Annotated in this window: 16 protein-coding genes; 6 read left to right on the plus strand and 10 right to left on the minus strand. The window is 34.0% G+C overall.

Going from position 1 to position 18,072, the window contains the following annotated elements:
• Positions 1-33 precede the first annotated feature (33 nt).
• The 10 genes from VFM92_RS10625 to pdxA all read right to left on the minus strand — a co-directional run bounded on the left by VFM92_RS10625 (position 34) and on the right by pdxA (position 12,743).
• Positions 34-5,922, minus strand: coding sequence for an FG-GAP-like repeat-containing protein (locus VFM92_RS10625; RefSeq protein WP_325122199.1), 5,889 nt, complete (start codon positions 5,920-5,922; stop codon positions 34-36).
• Positions 5,923-6,003: 81 nt separating this feature from the next.
• Positions 6,004-6,489: a RidA family protein gene (locus tag VFM92_RS10630; RefSeq protein ID WP_325122200.1), complete on the minus strand. Its 486-nt coding sequence runs from the start codon at positions 6,487-6,489 to the stop codon at positions 6,004-6,006.
• Positions 6,479-7,162, minus strand: coding sequence for a hypothetical protein (locus VFM92_RS10635; RefSeq protein ID WP_325122201.1), 684 nt, complete (start codon positions 7,160-7,162; stop codon positions 6,479-6,481). Before VFM92_RS10635 ends, VFM92_RS10630 begins: the two co-directional genes overlap by 11 nt.
• Before the next feature lie 20 nt (positions 7,163-7,182).
• Positions 7,183-8,538: an acetyl-CoA carboxylase biotin carboxylase subunit gene (gene accC, locus VFM92_RS10640; RefSeq protein WP_325122202.1), complete on the minus strand. Its 1,356-nt coding sequence runs from the start codon at positions 8,536-8,538 to the stop codon at positions 7,183-7,185.
• Between the two features lie 51 nt (positions 8,539-8,589).
• A complete protein-coding gene (gene accB, locus VFM92_RS10645; RefSeq protein WP_325122203.1) occupies positions 8,590-9,069 on the minus strand; it encodes an acetyl-CoA carboxylase biotin carboxyl carrier protein in 480 nt (159 codons plus the stop codon).
• Positions 9,070-9,110: 41 nt separating this feature from the next.
• The gene (gene efp / locus VFM92_RS10650) at positions 9,111-9,677 is read right to left on the minus strand and encodes an elongation factor P (RefSeq protein WP_325122204.1); all 567 of its coding nucleotides are present in this window, start codon (positions 9,675-9,677) and stop codon (positions 9,111-9,113) included.
• Between the two features lie 26 nt (positions 9,678-9,703).
• Positions 9,704-10,702 carry a beta-ketoacyl-ACP synthase III gene (locus VFM92_RS10655; protein ID WP_325122205.1) on the minus strand — a complete coding sequence of 333 codons (999 nt, stop codon included), beginning with the start codon at positions 10,700-10,702 and terminating at the stop codon, positions 9,704-9,706.
• Positions 10,703-10,933: 231 nt separating this feature from the next.
• Positions 10,934-11,125 carry a 50S ribosomal protein L32 gene (gene rpmF, locus VFM92_RS10660; RefSeq protein ID WP_013455314.1) on the minus strand — a complete coding sequence of 64 codons (192 nt, stop codon included), beginning with the start codon at positions 11,123-11,125 and terminating at the stop codon, positions 10,934-10,936.
• Between the two features lie 13 nt (positions 11,126-11,138).
• Positions 11,139-11,675, minus strand: coding sequence for a DUF177 domain-containing protein (locus VFM92_RS10665; RefSeq protein WP_325122206.1), 537 nt, complete (start codon positions 11,673-11,675; stop codon positions 11,139-11,141).
• 57 nt (positions 11,676-11,732) lie between these two features.
• Positions 11,733-12,743: a 4-hydroxythreonine-4-phosphate dehydrogenase PdxA gene (gene pdxA / locus VFM92_RS10670; RefSeq protein WP_325122207.1), complete on the minus strand. Its 1,011-nt coding sequence runs from the start codon at positions 12,741-12,743 to the stop codon at positions 11,733-11,735.
• 86 nt (positions 12,744-12,829) lie between these two features.
• On the opposite strand from pdxA, the gene rsmA reads away from it, so the two are divergent.
• From rsmA to VFM92_RS10700, 6 genes are all read left to right on the plus strand, one after another.
• On the plus strand, positions 12,830-13,606 hold the full coding sequence (gene rsmA, locus VFM92_RS10675) for a 16S rRNA (adenine(1518)-N(6)/adenine(1519)-N(6))-dimethyltransferase RsmA (RefSeq protein WP_325122208.1): 777 nt from the start codon (positions 12,830-12,832) through the stop codon (positions 13,604-13,606).
• Positions 13,599-14,978 carry a magnesium transporter gene (mgtE, locus tag VFM92_RS10680; RefSeq protein WP_325122209.1) on the plus strand — a complete coding sequence of 460 codons (1,380 nt, stop codon included), beginning with the start codon at positions 13,599-13,601 and terminating at the stop codon, positions 14,976-14,978. Before rsmA ends, mgtE begins: the two co-directional genes overlap by 8 nt.
• A 17-nt stretch (positions 14,979-14,995) precedes the next feature.
• A complete protein-coding gene (locus tag VFM92_RS10685; protein WP_325122210.1) occupies positions 14,996-15,940 on the plus strand; it encodes an NAD(P)-dependent oxidoreductase in 945 nt (314 codons plus the stop codon).
• A 67-nt stretch (positions 15,941-16,007) separates the two neighbouring features.
• Entirely contained in the window at positions 16,008-16,850 is an 843-nt protein-coding gene (locus tag VFM92_RS10690) for a pentapeptide repeat-containing protein (protein WP_325122211.1), read from the plus strand.
• A gap of 131 nt (positions 16,851-16,981) precedes the next feature.
• Positions 16,982-17,455 (plus strand): transcription elongation factor GreA, encoded by a 474-nt coding sequence (greA, locus tag VFM92_RS10695; protein ID WP_325122212.1) that lies wholly within the window; start codon positions 16,982-16,984, stop codon positions 17,453-17,455.
• A 46-nt stretch (positions 17,456-17,501) separates the two neighbouring features.
• Positions 17,502-17,894: an HIT family protein gene (locus tag VFM92_RS10700; RefSeq protein ID WP_325122213.1), complete on the plus strand. Its 393-nt coding sequence runs from the start codon at positions 17,502-17,504 to the stop codon at positions 17,892-17,894.
• Positions 17,895-18,072: the final 178 nt, after the last annotated feature.

An 18,072-nucleotide genomic window follows, 5' to 3' on the forward strand; every position in this document is an offset into this window, starting at 1 on the left:
ATTGAATTCAAGCAACCTCCAAAAAATCACAACTTATTTTTTAACAAATCTCATATGATGATGCTTATTTTTTCCTTTAATGGTTAAAATATAGACTCCGTGATGTAAAGACTTTGTATTTATGAGCAACTTACCATTATCAATTTCAAATGATGAATGAATTAATTTTCCCTGTAAATCGATTATAAATGCATCCTGAAAATCAGTAGGAATATTTTCAACTGTTACTTTTTCAATTACTGGATTCGGATAGCTAATTAATTTTTCAAGCTCTTTAGAACTATTTGAAGTTACCTTATCCAAAATCGTGAATCTAAAAGATGTACTGTCGCTTGCACCATAGGAATCTACAACGGATAAATAAATAAGAGAAGAACCGACTGACTCCTGTTCTTGTATGGTTAAAATTTGTTGATTTGAAATAGAAGCAGAAATCAGATTTGAATTCTCTACAGTAATATCAAAATCAAGAGTACTATTTTCAGGATCTGAAAAAACTGTTTTCAAATCTAACTCATAAAAAACAAACCCTTTTTTCACTTCAACGTCTTCAATCTGTCTATTCTGAATTGGTATTCCATTTACAATGACTTCAACTTCGAGTTCTGTTTTTTGACCATATGGATCTTGAGCTATAATTTTAAAGTTATGCGAACCCAAATAACCTAATTCAGTAATAATTAGATTTTGCCCGGACATTGAAATATTTATAAAATCAAGTCCTTCATCTAAAATTAAGTATTGATAAGAAAGCTCGTTATCGTCAGTGAAAAATGGTTTTACATCTATTTCTTCTTGTTCAAATCCCTCATTAAATACTAATTTAAAAGGTTGTTGGGCTATAACTTCAGGTATTTTATTTACCACAACATGAAAATTGATAGTTGCATTTGCATGATGTATATCGGTAGCCTTTATTTTGAAATTACTCTTACCACATCCATTTTCCGTTAGATTCAGCATATCATCAATTAGATTGTATGTAATAATCTCATCACTTTCTCCAATTAATTCATATGATAAAGTATCTTCTACATCTTGAGTGCTATGCGAAAATAAGTTATTCAAATTTAGCTGAGATGTTTTAAAACCTTCCGTAAAATACAGAGTATCATAACTATTTTCTACTTTTGGGATTCCATTAATTAAAACATTAAAAGACATATTATTTATTGCCCCGAATTCATCTCTCGCCTCAAACCTCACTGTAAGACTGCCCAATTCCATAGGCGCAAGTAAAACACCAGTAGCTGATTTTTCTGTTTGCAGGTAGTTATTGTATGTAATTACTTCATATGTTAAAGAATCGTCTTCAGGGTCTTCGAAAATTTCGGAAAAAGTAAAGTATATACCATCAGAATCCTCGTTGATTACAACATCTTCAATGGAATTTAAAATAATTGGCTTACCATTTACAACGACAGGAAATTCGGTTTCAACAAGCAATCCTCTTTCATCCGTAGCTACAATATTTATAATGCTTTCACCTTTTGAATATGCATTAAGATTAAGAATTGAATTTGTAGAATAATTAACTCCCACAACTTCAGGATTGGAAGAACTAACGTTATACGTTAAGTTTCCATTATCTTGAAAATACTCATAAAAATAAATCGAGCTGAAGATTGAGTCGCTTTCATTTAATTTTAAAGAATCAAAATTAGTAACCAACTCTGGTCTATCATTTACAAATAGTTGGAAATTAAAACTATTGGATTGAGATAAAGAATCATATGCACGTAAGTAAAAATTGGATGAGCCCGTTAAATCAGTTTCAGTGATAGTTAAAATATTTTCAGATAATTCCGAAACTACTAAACTATATCCTTGGATTAATTCATACTTCAGTTGATCGTTTTCAAAATCTGAGAAAACCGAATCAAGATCTATTTGATAAGTTCCAAAACCCTCATTTAAATACAACTCTGTCCAATTGACCGCAATCTCCGGTCCGGCATTGGCTTCAAATTCAAAACGCTGGGTAAAACTTAAACCATTTTCATCAGTAGCAATTACTTCTATTGAAGTTTGTCCACTTTTCTTTGGATCAAGACTAAGTCGATAAGCTGAATATATATTAATATCGGTTATCGTACTGTCTTCTGCTACAGCACTAAAACTTAGACGTCTGTAGGAATCAACATCATCAAAATAGTCGTACAAATCGAAGCTAGCCGTATTATCCAGTGGAATCATAGTATCAGGAATGGTATCTATTGCAAATGGAGCTCCATTAATTTTTACAGAAAAGAATGCTCTCGCATAAAATCCGTAAGTATCGGATGCTTTTAAGATGTAGAAATCTCGACCAATCACTGAATCTTCTGATATAATCATCAAAGAATCATTCAGAAAACTCAAATTACTAACACTATCAGAAACTGAATTTGGATTATATTCAATGCTGTAACGCAATTTTTCATCTTCCAAATCACTGAAATACGCAGCCAATTGGATAGTATCCGCAACAGCACCTTGATTCACAACCAGATTAGGAAAGTCATTAATAAGCTCAGGACTTTTATTAATAATTACCACAAAATTTGCACTATCTTTCCCGCCTTCACCATCATCTACTTTCAGTTTAAAGGATACTTGTCCATAATTTTCTGCTGAGTATATTTCAAGTGAAGAAAATTTATAATCCTCTGTTGCAGAAGAATTAGGAGTAAATGTCAGTAAACTATTTTCCTCAACTTCGATAGAAAAAGTAACTCTATTGCCATCAACATCTTCAAATAACTGATCTCCAGTGAAATTTAAGGTGCTATAGTTACCCAGAACGAACATCGATGAATCTGCTATAATTCGTGGCTTTGCATTATTCTTGAGTTCAAAATCTAAAAGAACGGATTGTCCCACTGCATCCGTGGCCTTTATTTTAACTACACTTAAACCTGTAGCAACTTCTTCTATGTTTAATAAATTGTTATTGAGCGTTAAATTGACAACACTATCAGCAAATTCAGTGATTTCATAAGTAAGGTTCTCTTGATAATAATCACCGAATATAGAATCTAAATCAATTTCATGTTGAGCAAAATTTTCAGTGAGAATCAGCTTATCAATGTCCTGCTTTATATAAGGAGGGTTGTTTTCTTGTTTGATTATAAAAAGATCATTCGTAAGAGTTTCAGAATTGTAACGGGTTCCTACAAAATCCATATGCCCATCGCCTTCATAGTCAAAAGCCATCAAGACTTGAGCTTCTTTAACTTCTGATTTAATTACAACAGGGCTAAAAGTTAAATCTTGCTGGTTTTTATACCATTTTAAAGAATCCTGAGAAAAGCTACCGACTACTATATCTTTATAATTATCACCGTCAACATCAACGATTTGAAGATGCTGAGGATTACTTGTATAAATGTCTAGCCTTGATTGTGTAAAGGTAAAATTTCCTTGATTTTCAAATAGGGTCACAGCGCTGTCACCTTCTGCTATTGAAAGTATATCTAAATCATAATCATTATCTAAATCAGCCAACTCCAAAGTACCACTATTAAAAGTTGTGGAAATTACATGCTCCGCAAATCGATCATTATTCCTTTCTAAAACAGATAATTTATCATAATAATCATAATCAACTAAAATATCTAGTTGAGCATCATTGTTAATGTCTCCCTTCCTAAATTGTTTAGCCTGGATATTTAGACTTGGTAGCAACAAACTAATTCTTTTTAGATTCTCATTGGAGAAATTATCATACACAGAGGTGGGAATCATATAATTATCGGGGGTTAATATAGGCGCTTCATAACCATCAAAATTTATATCATATCCAATGGTTGAAGTTGTCTTTCCGACAAATGATGTAGCTGTAGTAAAAGTATTATCTCCTTGATTTATTTTGATGTAGGATTTATATCCATCATGAGTTACCATATCTAAGAAACCATCATTATTGAAGTCGCTAGGTTTGGATGGATTCACCGCAGTTGCAATACGGGTTATACTTGTAGAATCTTGCCCATGAAAATTCAATAGATTTATTTCACTTAGACCACTAGCTACTGAAACAAAAGCGACCTCCTCTTTTGAATCGCCATTAAAATCAAGCATATAGGCTTTTTTAGGCATAAGATAAGTGCCATTACCAATGGTTTCTATTATGTTTTCCTTAAACGCTAACTCACCAAGAGTATCTGAAGCAACTGAAAAGGATAAATTACGAGCAATAGAGTGTTTTTGTAAGGAAAGATCTTTTAAATATCCCTCTAGATAAACAGTAACTTCATCAGCCGCACTAAATGGAAAAGCCGGAGTGAAGCTGACTATATTATCAGTCAATACAACCTGTCCACCTTTTATTTGACCATTACTACTTCGAACTGTGAGCATGTCAGGACTAAAAGAGTTTGGATCAATGGAATTTTCAAACTCAAAACTAATAGCCCCTGAGGGGTCTTGCAATTGTCCATTGTTTACGGGAGAAGTAGATACCAACTGAAGTGTATCAAGTTGCAATGAATAGCCGATTGCATAGCCATCCGAGGTATAAACAACATCAGTAGATCCATTATTATCCAAATCACCAAATGCAGTTGAATTCTCTCTATTCGCTTCACCAGGTAGGGTAACCAATTCAAAGGTTTCGTCTCCATTATTAAGGTAAATTTTATTTTGATAGCTTTCAGAATATCCATTTACATATACATCAAAATCTCCATCACCATCAACATCTAATACTTCAAAACTGTAAATTGCAATCGTAGCATGTTTGTGAACCAAATGCTTGGTAAAGTTTTGATTACCATCATTTTTAAACCAAATTATGCTTAAGGCAGTGCCAGTACCATCATCATAAAATTGCTCCGTAATTAAATCAAAATCACCATCATTATCATAATCATCTACGAACACGGTACCAGCCGGCACAACTGTTCGTGAATAAATAGGATCAATCAATGTCGATAGATCATAAGTACCTGTAGATTTATTAAATAAAAATAAAAAAGTAGCTCTGTCATTCGATTCATAAACAATAAAATCTAACCATCCATCCTTATTGAAATCTCTCAAAATTATATCCGTAGGGGTAGAAAGAATATTTGTGATTAAAGATTGAGTGAGGTTTAGATTTCCATCATTTAAGAAACTATAAATAGAACCTGTTCCCTGGTCTGAAACATTTATATCAAAATCACCATCATTGTCTATATCATCAACTGATATATCGGTAACATTAGTCAGACTAGCGGTAACATCAATCTTTGTAGGAAATCCACCACTGCCATCATTTAATAATATGTACAGTATATTGGCCCCTTCATTAAATCCAATCAAATCTAAGTCACCATCAGCATCAATATCTTTAATCTTTAATATTTTAGGTGAGCCGAGCGTGTAAAATGAATGAAGCTGCCTCTCCTCAAATATATTATTCCCTAAATTTTCAAACCATGTTTGCCTAGTCCCTTGACCGGTAAGACTACTCCCTATAATATCGTTATCGCCATCATTGTCTAGGTCAGCAATTTTGTGGTAATCATTAATATTTATATTAGGGTGAACTTCAATATTTTCTGAAAATGTCCCTGATCCTTTTGGACTTTCTATAGAAAATTGAAAGGTGTAGGGGACGCAATTTTCAGCAGTTTCCGACTTTACTTTATCAGTAACTATAACAGTAATTCTATCTCCTTTTTTGTATTTTCCATTTGGCCTAAAAGCAATATTTGTCGAAGAAGTTGTTTCAAAGTTTCCTTCAATTGTCTCTCCTTGACTTCCCAATATCTTTATGTTTGAGGAATTTACGGTAGAAAAATCTACATCTTGGCTAAAAGCAAGCTGAATAGGCTCAGTTTCTGGTTTATTTACGGTGCCATTATTAGGTAAGGTATTACCCACATAAAATGACTGACTAAATAAATGACTCGTAAAAAGGACAACTATAAGGAGTTGGCTGAAAATAATTTTCATGGACTATAATTTTTTAAAGTCCTAAAGATAGTATGTCAGATTTATTAAGTAAGTAAAAAACTTATATTATAATTAAAAAACTTAATGAGCAGCAACAGCCTCCACCTCAACCAACAATTCTGGTCGTGCTAATTTATAAACCCCTATAGTGGACCGGGCTACTTTATTAGGGTTATCCTCATTATTGAAATATTCCCCATAAGCTTTAAACCAAGCATCCCAGTCAATTTCTCCTGTTTCATCAGGTGCTAAATATACTCTTAAAAAGAATACGTCTTCCATTGTATATCCTTCTGCTTCAATGGTTTCTTTTATTCTTTTTAAAGTGCCAATGCTTTGTTGATAAGTATTCCCATATTTTGACATATCACCCGCAGGAGCATCTGGATTCAAAACTTCACTTACTAAACCTGATGTATAGAATAAATCTTTCCCTTCTGGCACAAATACTCCCTTCAAAATACTGGATTCCGGTCGGTCAATTCTTTTGATTTCTTTAGCTTCCTTAACTTTTTGACAAGAAAATGTTATCAAAGCAACAATTATTAATAATAGACTACTTTTCATCATCTGGATCTTTAATTGAGAAACGTTTTAAAATGGACAATTGAAGAATAAACAAATTATCATTATTCTCGGGATTTCCGAAATTGGAAATATTATCTAAATAATCAGTTTGAGGATTTAGAAAGCCAGTTCTGAGGTGCAAACCGAAATCATTAGGTAAAAAATAATAAGCATTCAAGGTTGTGGGCAACAAAACAGCGAAATTTGAATACTCTTCTCCTTGTGATCGACTATCAAGTTGACTGGCTAAATTACTATTATCTCTATCATAAACTGCGTATCTCATGAATCCAAAGCCTTGAGCCATGTAAATAGAATAATTAGATTTCTTGAGAAGGTGAAAACTAGGCTCTACATGTAGTGACTGGTAATTTGCCCTAGCAAAATCATTGATTTGAAACTCACTTTGGTCAAAAAAACGGACTTCTCTATTTTCAGACTGTGCTTCTCCTGCACTAAACCAAAGCCCCACATTTAGCCAACGATTAGGAGTAAACTGTAAAAAAGCAGAAAGCTGAACTCCTGGTTTTTTATAAGTAGGCTCTAAATCCGTTTTAGGAATACTTGATCCAAAACTTATCCCTGCAAACTTAGTGAAAGTAGAATCTTGCCCAGAAACAGAAAAAGCAAGCGAGAAAATTAAAAAAGTTAAAATTCCTGCTTGCTTTCTCATATGTATGAATTTAGGTCTATTTATTTTCCACTCTTCAATTTAGTGAAATCATAATCATCCAAAAACTTAGTAGTGAAATTACCCGATTTGAAAATCTCATTATCCATCATTTCAATGTGAAAAGGAATAGTAGTTTTCACTCCTTCTATCACAAATTCTTCTAATGCTCTTTTCATTCTTACCATCACTTCTTCTCTTGTTTGCCCTGAAACAATCAGCTTGGCAATCATGGAATCATAGAATGGAGGAATCGTATAACCTGCGTAAACATGGCTGTCAACCCTTACACCATGACCACCTGGCAAGTGTAAATTGGTTATTTTCCCCGGGCTTGGTCTGAAACCATTTGCAGGATCTTCCGCATTAATTCTACATTCCATTGCACATAGGTGAGGGAAATAATTTTCACCAGAAATTGTAATTCCAGCAGCCACTTTGATTTGTTCTTTAATCAAATCAAAATCAGTAACTTCTTCTGTAATTGGATGCTCTACTTGGATCCGTGTATTCATTTCCATAAAATAGAAATTATTATGCTTATCCAACAAGAATTCTATGGTTCCAGCACCTTCATAACCTACAGCTTCTGCACCTTTAATAGCCGCTTTTCCCATTGCATCACGCAATTCATCAGTCATTACCGGGCAAGGCGTTTCTTCTATTAATTTTTGATGTCTTCTCTGGATTGAACAATCTCTCTCTGATAAGTGGCAAGCTTTACCATTTTTATCTCCTACTATTTGAATTTCCACGTGACGAGGCTCTTCAACAAATTTCTCCAGATAAAGACCTTCATTTCCAAAAGATGCACCTGCCTCCTGACGAGCTGAGTCCCAAGCTTTTTTGAAAGCCTCTTCATCATTTACAATACGCATCCCTTTACCACCACCACCAGCTGTAGCTTTCAGAATTACAGGATAACCCATATCCTTTGCTATTTTTTGTCCTTCTTCAATAGATTCTAATAATCCTTCTGAACCAGGAATGGTAGGAACTCCTGCTGCTTTCATGGTTGCTTTTGCAGTAGCTTTATCACCCATTTTACTAATCATCACCGGGTCTGCTCCAATAAACTTTATACCATATTCACCACAAATTTTAGAAAATTCAGCATTTTCGGATAAAAATCCATATCCTGGATGAATTGCGTCTGCATTCGTGATTTCTGCAGCAGAAATAATATTTGGAATATTTAAGTATGAATCTTTACTGGCGGCTGGTCCTATACAAACAGCTTCATCGGCAAAACGCACATGCAAACTGTCTTTATCAGCGGTGGAATATACTGCCACAGTACTGATTCCCATTTCTTTGCAAGTTCTTATAATTCGCAAAGCTATTTCACCTCTATTGGCAATTAATATCTTTTTAAACACGATTTCTTTATTTTAATGAAACATTTGTAACAATTCTTGAATAAAAGCTTATCAAGAAGGATCCACTAAAAATAATGGTTGGTCGTATTCTACTGGTGTTGCATTATCCACCAATATTTTAACGATTTTACCAGAAATATCCGATTCAATTTCATTGAATAATTTCATTGCTTCCACGATACAAACTGTATCACCAGCTTTTACAGAATCACCAACATTTACGAATGCAGGGTTATCAGGATTTGGTGTTCTGTAGAAAGTTCCAATCATTGGTGATTTGATTGCAACATATTTATCATCATCAGAAGCTGCTGGCTTCTCTTCACCACCAGCATTCGGTGCTGGAGCTGGGGCTGAAGGTGCAGGAGCAGGTGCGGCTGCAGGTTGAGGTGCTGGTGCTGCAGCTTGAATAACTTTAGCCTCAGAATTCTTTTTTACTTTAATTTTAAATTCTTCGGTTTCTATATTTACTTCATCCAATCCGGATTTAGAAATAAAATCAATTAGGTCTTGAATCTCTTTCGCTTTCATAGCTGTTGGTTTAGTTAAAAGTCAAAATTTTAAATTACAATTTATTTTTTTACTCTTTCCGCATAAGAACGAGTTCTGGTATCTACTTTTATCAACTCATCTTGGTCGATAAATAGAGGCACTTTTATTTCTGCTCCTGTTTCTACGGTTGCAGGTTTTGTAGCATTAGTAGCCGTATCGCCTTTAATCCCGGGCTCAGTATAAGTCACTTTCATTTCAACAAATGGAGGCAATTCACAACTTAGAGGTTTCTCTGTTTCAGCATGGATTAGAATATCCACTTCCTGTCCTTCTTTATACAAATCTACATTATCAATGGATTCATCTGGAATCGAGATTTGCTCAAAAGTTTCAGCATCCATAAAATGCATGCCTATGTCATCTTTATATAAAAACTGATGCGGTCTTCTTTCAATTCTTGCTGTTGTCACTTTATGACCTGATGTGAAGGTATTATCTAAAACTTTCCCCGTTGTAAGACTTTTTAATTTAGTTCTTACAAATGCAGGACCTTTACCAGGCTTCACATGTTGAAATTCAACAATAGTGAACAAATCGTGATTAAACTCGATGCAAAGACCATTTTTAAAATCAGAAGTATCTGCCATATATTGTAAACATTAATTTAATAAAATTATTTAGAATCGTATGCCCATTTTATATAAATGGAACCCCAGGTAAAACCTCCTCCAAAAGCAGCTAATATAATATTATCGCCTTTTTTCATTTGATTTTCGTACTCCCATAAACATAACGGAATTGTGCCACTGGTTGTATTACCAAATTTATGAATATTGAGCATTACTTTATCTGAGCTTACTCCCATTCGATTGGCAGTGGCATCTATAATTCTCTTATTTGCTTGATGAGGAACTAACCAAGAGACATCATCAGAAGTCAAATTATTTTTTGCCATAATATCTGCAGCAACATCTGCCATGTTGGTTACAGCAAATTTAAATACCTGACTTCCTTCCTGAAAAACATAATGTTCGCGATTATCCAAGGTTTCATGAGTAGCAGGTTTCCTACTTCCACCAGCTTTCATGTGCAAAAATTGTTCCCCAGAGCCATCAGTATGAAGAATAGAATCTTTTATTCCGAAGCCTTCCGTATTTGGCTCTAGTAAAACTGCTCCACCTCCATCACCAAAAATGATACAGGTTTGTCGGTCTTGGTAATCGATGATAGAAGACATTTTATCGGCTCCAACCACGACAACTTTTTTGTACTTACCTGTTTCAATAAATTGAGATGCTGTTGCTAGGGCAAAAATAAAACCTGAACATGCGGCTTGTAAGTCATAGCTGAAAGCATTTTTTGCACCTAAATTATTACTGATAACATTTGCAGTGGCAGGGAAAAGCATATCAGGAGTGGTAGTTGCACAAATCAAAAGATCAATATCTTCGGCTTCATTACCTGTTTTTTCAAGTAATCCTTTAACGGCTTGAGTTCCAATTACTGAAGTCCCTTGATTTTCACCTTTTAGAATCCTTCTTTCTTTTATTCCAGTGCGAGAGGTAATCCACTCATCATTGGTTTCCACCATGGTTTCCAACTCTTTGTTGGTCAACACATAATCAGGCACCCACCCATGAACTCCGGTAATAGCTGCAGTTATTTTTGTCATGATTTAATCGTAGTTTCTTTGGCTATCCAGTCGCTAATATATATAATAATGCCTTCAAGCCCGACAAAAATGTAAGAAATGCAAGGCTTAGCGAAAGATTGATAATTATTTTTTAAAGAATAATTAAAGTTAAACATGGTAGAATACCATAATTAATTTATTCCCAAATAATAAAGTCAATAAAAAAAGCTTTGCTGCCAAGCAAAGCTTTAAGATTTTAAATTGACTAAATTAAGCCAATACTTCTTTTTCCATTACTACATTTCCTTTATAGTAAAGTTTACCTTCATGCCAGAAAGCTCTGTGTGGCAAATGCGCCTCGCCTGTAGTAGGACAAATCGCCAATAATTTTGCCGTTCCTTTTTTATGAGTCCTTCTTTTATCTCTTCTGGTTCTGGATATTTTTCTCTTAGGATGCGCCATTTTATTCTAAATTTTAATTCTTATTTCCTTTTTTCAAATTTTTTAATGCTGCCCATCGTGGGTCTATATTTTCTTCCTCTTCTTCAATTTCCTCTTCAGCATCGTCTATATAAATATAATCATTATGCTCTTCGTCTTCCTCAATTTCATCTGGGTGCAACTTTTTTAAAGGTATTTGCAAAGCGATGGTTTCGTAAATGAAATGTCCCACATTAATCACTTGCGTGTTTTTTGTGATAACCATAACATCTTCTTCCAGCTCTTGCTCTTCTTCCCCATATTTATACAACAGCTTTTTGTTGATATCTATAGGATATTGAAAAGGCTCTAAGCTTCTGTCACTAATTAAGTCAACATAACCTGAGAAATTCAATTCCAATTCCATTAGATTTTCTCTCTTATCTAATAGAGCTTGAACTTTAATCTCCCCACTTTCAACCAATTCACCTTCATACTCACTGAAAAAGTCTGAATTTACTGTAAATTCATATTCATGCTGCTTGATACCAAGCTTATAAACCTGAATGTCGAAATCCTTCAACTTTTCCATCCCATCTTAAATTAAGAGCGCAAAGATAAAAATATTATTTGATATTACTAAACAGCTTTAAGAATATTCTTTTCTATTCTTAATGATATCGATTGCCAAAAACAAGGCTTGCCGCATAGAAGTTTCATCTGCTAGGCCTTTTCCTGTTAAATCATAAGCAGTTCCGTGGTCAGGTGAAGTCCTCACAAAAGGGAGTCCTGCTGTAAAATTAACACCATTTGAAAAAGCCAACGTTTTAAATGGAATCAAGCCTTGATCGTGATACATTGCCAAAACGGCATCAAAATTCTTATATTGTTGATTCCCAAAGAAACCATCAGCAGAAAAAGGACCAAAAACCAATTTTCCTTTTTCTTTTCTTTTTTCAATCAATGGCTTAATCATTTCTTCCTCCTCCTTCCCTATCACTCCCCCATCTCCAGCATGCGGATTTAAACCTAAAACAGCAATTTTAGGCTTCTTTATGCCAAAATCTTGCTTTAGAGATTTTTCTAAAACATCCAGTTTGCTGTCTATCTTTTCAGCAGTCACCTTTTCACTTACTTCACTTATTGGAATATGGCCTGTCACAACGCCTACCCTCAAATCACCATCTACCAACAGCATTAAACTATCTTTTACTCCTGCCTCTTGGGCAAGATATTCTGTATGGCCTGCGAATTTAAATTCTTCCGACTGAATATTATGTTTATTGATGGGAGCCGTAACGATTGCATCAACTTTTCCTTCCATTGCATCCTCCACCGCTTTTTTGATGCTAATAAAAGCATATTTCCCAGCTTCTTCTGAAGATTGCCCCATGGTAATATTCACCGTTTCCTCCCATAAATTCAAAACATTCAATTTTTTATCGCTCAATTCTTCTAATTTCTTCAACTGAAAATAATTGAAATCCCGAATGTTTAGAGCTTTTCTATAATAAGAGAGAATTTTACCGGAACCATAGACTACGGGAGTCATCATTTTTATAATTCTTGGATCCTCCAAAGCTTTTATGATCACTTCAGGGGAAATACTATTCACATCTCCGATGGTAATGGCAATGGTTGGTTTATTAATTTCTTCCATATCTTAAATACGCGCTTGATGTCGAATTCTGAAATAATTATGATTAATTTCTGTGCAATTTAGTTTTTTTTTATCTGCTTTGAAAAATGAAGGGAGTTAGAGCGAAAAAACATTTAGGACAACATTTTTTAAAAGACCAAAATATAGCCCAAAAAATTGTGGAAAGCCTTGAAGGGCATAATAATTATAAAAAGTTATTGGAAATTGGCCCTGGAACTGGTGTGCTCAGTAATTTTTTAATCGATAAAGCGAAGTACGAATTGCTTTTCATGGATGTTGACCAGGAATCAGTTGATTATCTTCAAAATCTTTACCCTGACCACAGGGACCAATTTATTAAAGAAGACTTTTTAAGAATTGATTTAGGTCATTATTATAAGGAGTCATTTGGCATCATTGGAAATTTCCCCTACAATATTTCCTCACAAATATTTTTCAAGGTACTGGAATACAGAGACCAAATCCCTGAAGTAGTGGGGATGATTCAAAAAGAAGTAGCAGAACGAATAGCTGCAAAAGAAGGCAATAAAACGTATGGTATCTTAAGTGTACTACTTCAAGCTTTTTATGATATAGAATATCTATTTTCTGTTCCTCCTCATGTTTTTAATCCTCCTCCAAAGGTGACTTCTGCTGTTTTAAGATTGAAAAGAAACAAAACCCAAACTTTAGACTGTGATGAGAAGTTGTTTTTTAGGGTTGTGAAACAAGGCTTCAATAATAGAAGAAAAACATTGAGAAATGCTTTAAAGACTTTCGATTTATCTGATGAAATAAAATCATTATCTGTATTGGATAAACGTGCCGAGCAACTGACCGTTAATGATTTTGTAGAATTGACTAACCACATTGCTAATGGATAATCTTGAGGAAAAAGAGCATATTGACCAATTTGAACTTTCAAAAGAGTATCTGGAGAAATTGCAAACTGCCATTACAGAGCAGGATGAGCAATTTATTAAGAATACACTAGACGATACTAACCCTGCCGATATCTCCACTATTTTATTGGAATTCGAGACAGAAGAATCTCGCTATGTTTTGGAAGTGCTGGAAAATGAGGTCAGCGCAGAGGTTATAAATGATTTAGATGAGGATGTCCGTTCAAAATATCTAAAAGAATTTAATTCTGCTGAGATAGCTGCAATGCTCAACGAATTGGATTCAGATGATGCGGTGGATATCATTAATGAATTACCGTTAAAAGACAGGGAAGAAGTAATTGCTTCGCTGGAAAATAAAGAAAAAGCCAAGAACATTCTAGACCTATTACGCTATGAAGAAGATGTAGCGGGAGGTTTGATGGCAAAAGAGCTTATTAAAGCTAATGTCAATTGGTCTATCAACCAATGTATAGAGGAAATTAGAAGACAAGCTGAAAATGTAGAGAAAATCTATTCTGTTTATGTGGTCGATAACCAGAACGTGCTACTGGGAAGGGTTTCTTTGAAGAAAATAATCTTAGCTGATGACCACTTAAAAGTAAAAGACCTTTATGATGATGATGTTATTTCTGTTGAAACCTACATGGATGAAGTCGATGTTGCAGAAATAATGCGAAAATATGACTTGGATGCAGTTCCCGTAGTGAATGTACAAGGTAAATTGATGGGACGTATTACCATTGATGATATTGTGGACGTAATCACTGAATTAGCGGAAGAGGAAAGACAGATGATGGCTGGTATTTCCGAAGATGTTGAGGAAGATGATAGCGTTTGGATGCTGACCCGAGCCCGATTGCCCTGGTTAATAATTGGAATGTTTGGTGGACTTTTAGGCGCTCAATTTATAGGGGTTTTTGAAGAAGATATTTTAATTGTACCCGCAATGGCATTTTTTATTCCTTTAATTACTGCAACCGGTGGGAACGTAGGAATACAATCTTCTTCTATCGTCTTGCAAAGTTTGGCTAGCAAATCTGTTTTTGATGATTCATTTCTTAAGAGAATAGCAAAAGTGTTGGCAGTTGCCATTTTAAATGGAATTGTAATTGCTGGAATTGTGATGGGCATGAACCTTATTTTGGGTCAAGAAATAAAATTAGCAATTGTAGTTTCAATCGCTCTATTTACAGTCGTTTTATTGGCTTCTTTTATGGGAACTGTGACTCCTTTAGTACTCGATAAATTGGGAATAAATCCAGCTCTAGCCGCTGGCCCATTTATCACTACTGCAAATGATTTGCTTGGATTATTGGTATATTTCTCTGTTGCACATCTTTTATTAATCTAATTTTATTGAATCAGAAAATGAAAGTACTTATAATTGATGAAATGCATGAGAGCATAACGCCATTGTTGACCAAGCTCAACCTAGAGGTAGATTATCAACCTGCCATAAAGCGTTCGGAAATCCTCCAAATCATAGGGAATTATGAAGGATTGATTGTTAGAAGTAAAACTCCAATTGATGCTGAATTACTTAAAAATGCAAATAAACTCATATTTGTAGCAAGAGCTGGCGCTGGTGTTGATAATGTAGAATTAGAAGAATTACAAAAAAGAAACATACAATTATTAAATGCTCCAGAAGGGAATAGGGACGCATTGGCCGAGCATACTATGGGTATGATGCTTTCTCTTTTTAATAAAATTAACACATCAGACCAGGAAGTAAGAAATGGAAAATGGGATAGAGAGGGAAATAGAGGCGTAGAATTAATGGGCAAAACCATAGGTCTGTTAGGTTTTGGGAATATGGGGAGCGCATTAGCTAAAAGGTTGAGTAGTTTTGGTTGTAAAATAATAGCATATGATGCTGAAAAAACAGGCTTTTCTAATGACTTTGTAGAAGAAGTAAGCTTAGAAAAAATGCAAGAAAGCGCTCAAATTTTAAGTATACATATTCCTATGAATGCTGAAAATAAAGGTATTGTTAATTCTAAATTTATATCTAAATTTCGTGCATTAAACTACATAATCAATACGTCAAGAGGTGAAGTTTTAATCTTAAAAGACTTATTGGAATTACTAAAAGCGAATAAAATAAAAGGAGCTGCTTTAGATGTTTTGGAGAATGAAAAAATTAATTCTTTAAGCGGAGAAGAACTTTCTGTTTTTCAAGAACTTACAAAATTGAAGCAAGTTATTTTGACACCACATGTTGCAGGCTGGTCGTTTGAATCTTACGAAAAGATAAATATAGTATTAAGCCAAAAAATTAAATTGTTGGTCGAAAAAAGCAATTTATTATAGAATAGCCTATAAAAAACCCACAAAATAACTATAAATTAGAATTTGATTTCATAGAGAAATTCACCATATGAGCAAAAATAAGCTAAAAAACATAGTAGAAGAAAAAATTAAAAGCATCACGGAAAAGCCAATTCTAACTTCGGTTATAGTTCTTTTATTACTTGCTATACTAGTTGTAGGACTAAGCCTACCCTACTATTTAGCTGATTTCCAAGAAATGTTTAAACAAGTTTTGGCTGAAGCTCATGGGATGCTTTTCGATATTGCCATAATAGGTATTTTAATATATTGGCTGCGAGAAAATGGAGAAAAGCAGCTGAGAATTAAAATGTACAAAGATGAAATTGATGATTTCCGTCAGTGGGAATCAGAGGAAGCTGCATTTAGAACTGTGGGAAATATTAAGAGATTAAATAGACATAAAATAACTGAAATAAATTTAGTAGATTGTCATTTGACTAAAACAAATATGAGTCACGTTAATTTAAGTGGCTCTAATCTTAACTCCTCAAATTTCAGTCATGCTAATGCTATCGAATGCAACTTCTCTAAAACGAGAGCCAACCAAACCAACTTCGAAAATGCAAAAATGAATCAAGCCAATTTTGAAGGGGCTTTTGCAAGTGGTGCAAATTTTAAGGATGCATTTTTAATTAAGGCAAACTTTAAAAATGCTTTTTTAATAAAATCTGATTTTTCAAATGCTTATTTGATGGAAGCAGACTTGAGCAATTGCCATTTAACGGGTGCTTCATTTGATGAAGCAAGCCTTTATAAAGCAAACTTAAAAGGAGCAGAAGGCATTACAGTTGATCAACTTAAAAATGTAAAAACCCTCTATTTAGCTGAATTAGATGATGATATCAAAAATGAAATCAGAGAAAATTACCCCCAACTTTTAGGTAAATAGAACGTTAAATTCAAATCTTGTTTTAAATACTAAATTCAGTTATCTTTGTACATATACTAAGAAACAAGATAAACGGCTCATGCAAAATTGTGCCGTTTTTTATTTTATAGAAATTTCAATTTTTAATAACGATGAGTAAAGTATCATACTACACAGAAGAAGGTTTAAATAAAATGAAGGAAGAGCTTCATCATTTAAAAACCGTGGAAAGACCAAAAGCTTCCGCTGATATTGCAGAGGCTAGAGATAAAGGAGACTTGAGCGAGAATGCAGAATATGATGCCGCTAAAGAGGCTCAAGGTTTACTTGAAATGAAAATAAACAAATTGGAAACAGTTGTTGCCAATGCCAGAGTAATCAAAGAATCTGATGTGGATACTTCTAGAGTAGGGCTGTTAACCAAAGCCAAAATAAAAAATAGAAAGAACGGCATGGAAGTAACTTACACTATGGTATCTGAAGAAGAAGCAAATTTGAAAGAAGGTAAAATCTCTATCAAATCACCTATTGGTATGGGAATTATGGGTAAAAAAATAGGTGATATTGCCGAAGTAGATGCTCCTGCAGGTAAAATGGAATTTGAAATTTTAGATATTAGTTTATAACTTCCTAAAAGCCGGATATCCCGTTCGGCTTTTAATTTTAAATATTATGGCTAGTATATTTACGAAAATAATCGAAAGAGAAATACCAGGACATATAGTTGCTGAAAATGACGACTACATAGCTTTTTTAGATATCAATCCTTTGGTTCATGGTCACGTTTTGGTAGTGCCTAAGCAAGAAACTGATTATATTTTCAATCTTGAAGATACGCTGCTTTCCGGACTGCATTTATTTGCTAAGAAAGTGGCTAAAGCCATTGAAAAATCAGTGAGTTGTAAAAGAATTGGCGTTGCTGTTATCGGATTGGAGGTTCCTCATGTACATATTCATTTGGTGCCTTTAAATACTATGAATGATATTAATTTTACTAAAGAGAAATTAAATCCCTCTGAAGGCGAATTGAAAGATATGGCATCCAAAATCAAGACGAATCTTTAGTAACTTGTAATTTTAAAAAAATAAAAAACCGTGGCGAATGAAGTGAACCCCAAAAGTTAGACATAACCTTTGGGGTTTTTTATGAAAAAGAGAAAAAGGAACAAATTCAGTATTGATCAAAAAGAACAGATTGTTAGATCAGTTTTAGAAGAAGGGTTGAACACCTGTCAATCAGTTG

Origin of the sequence: Marivirga sp., assembly GCF_035704835.1 — a bacterium.
Lineage (GTDB): Bacteria > Bacteroidota > Bacteroidia > Cytophagales > Cyclobacteriaceae > Marivirga.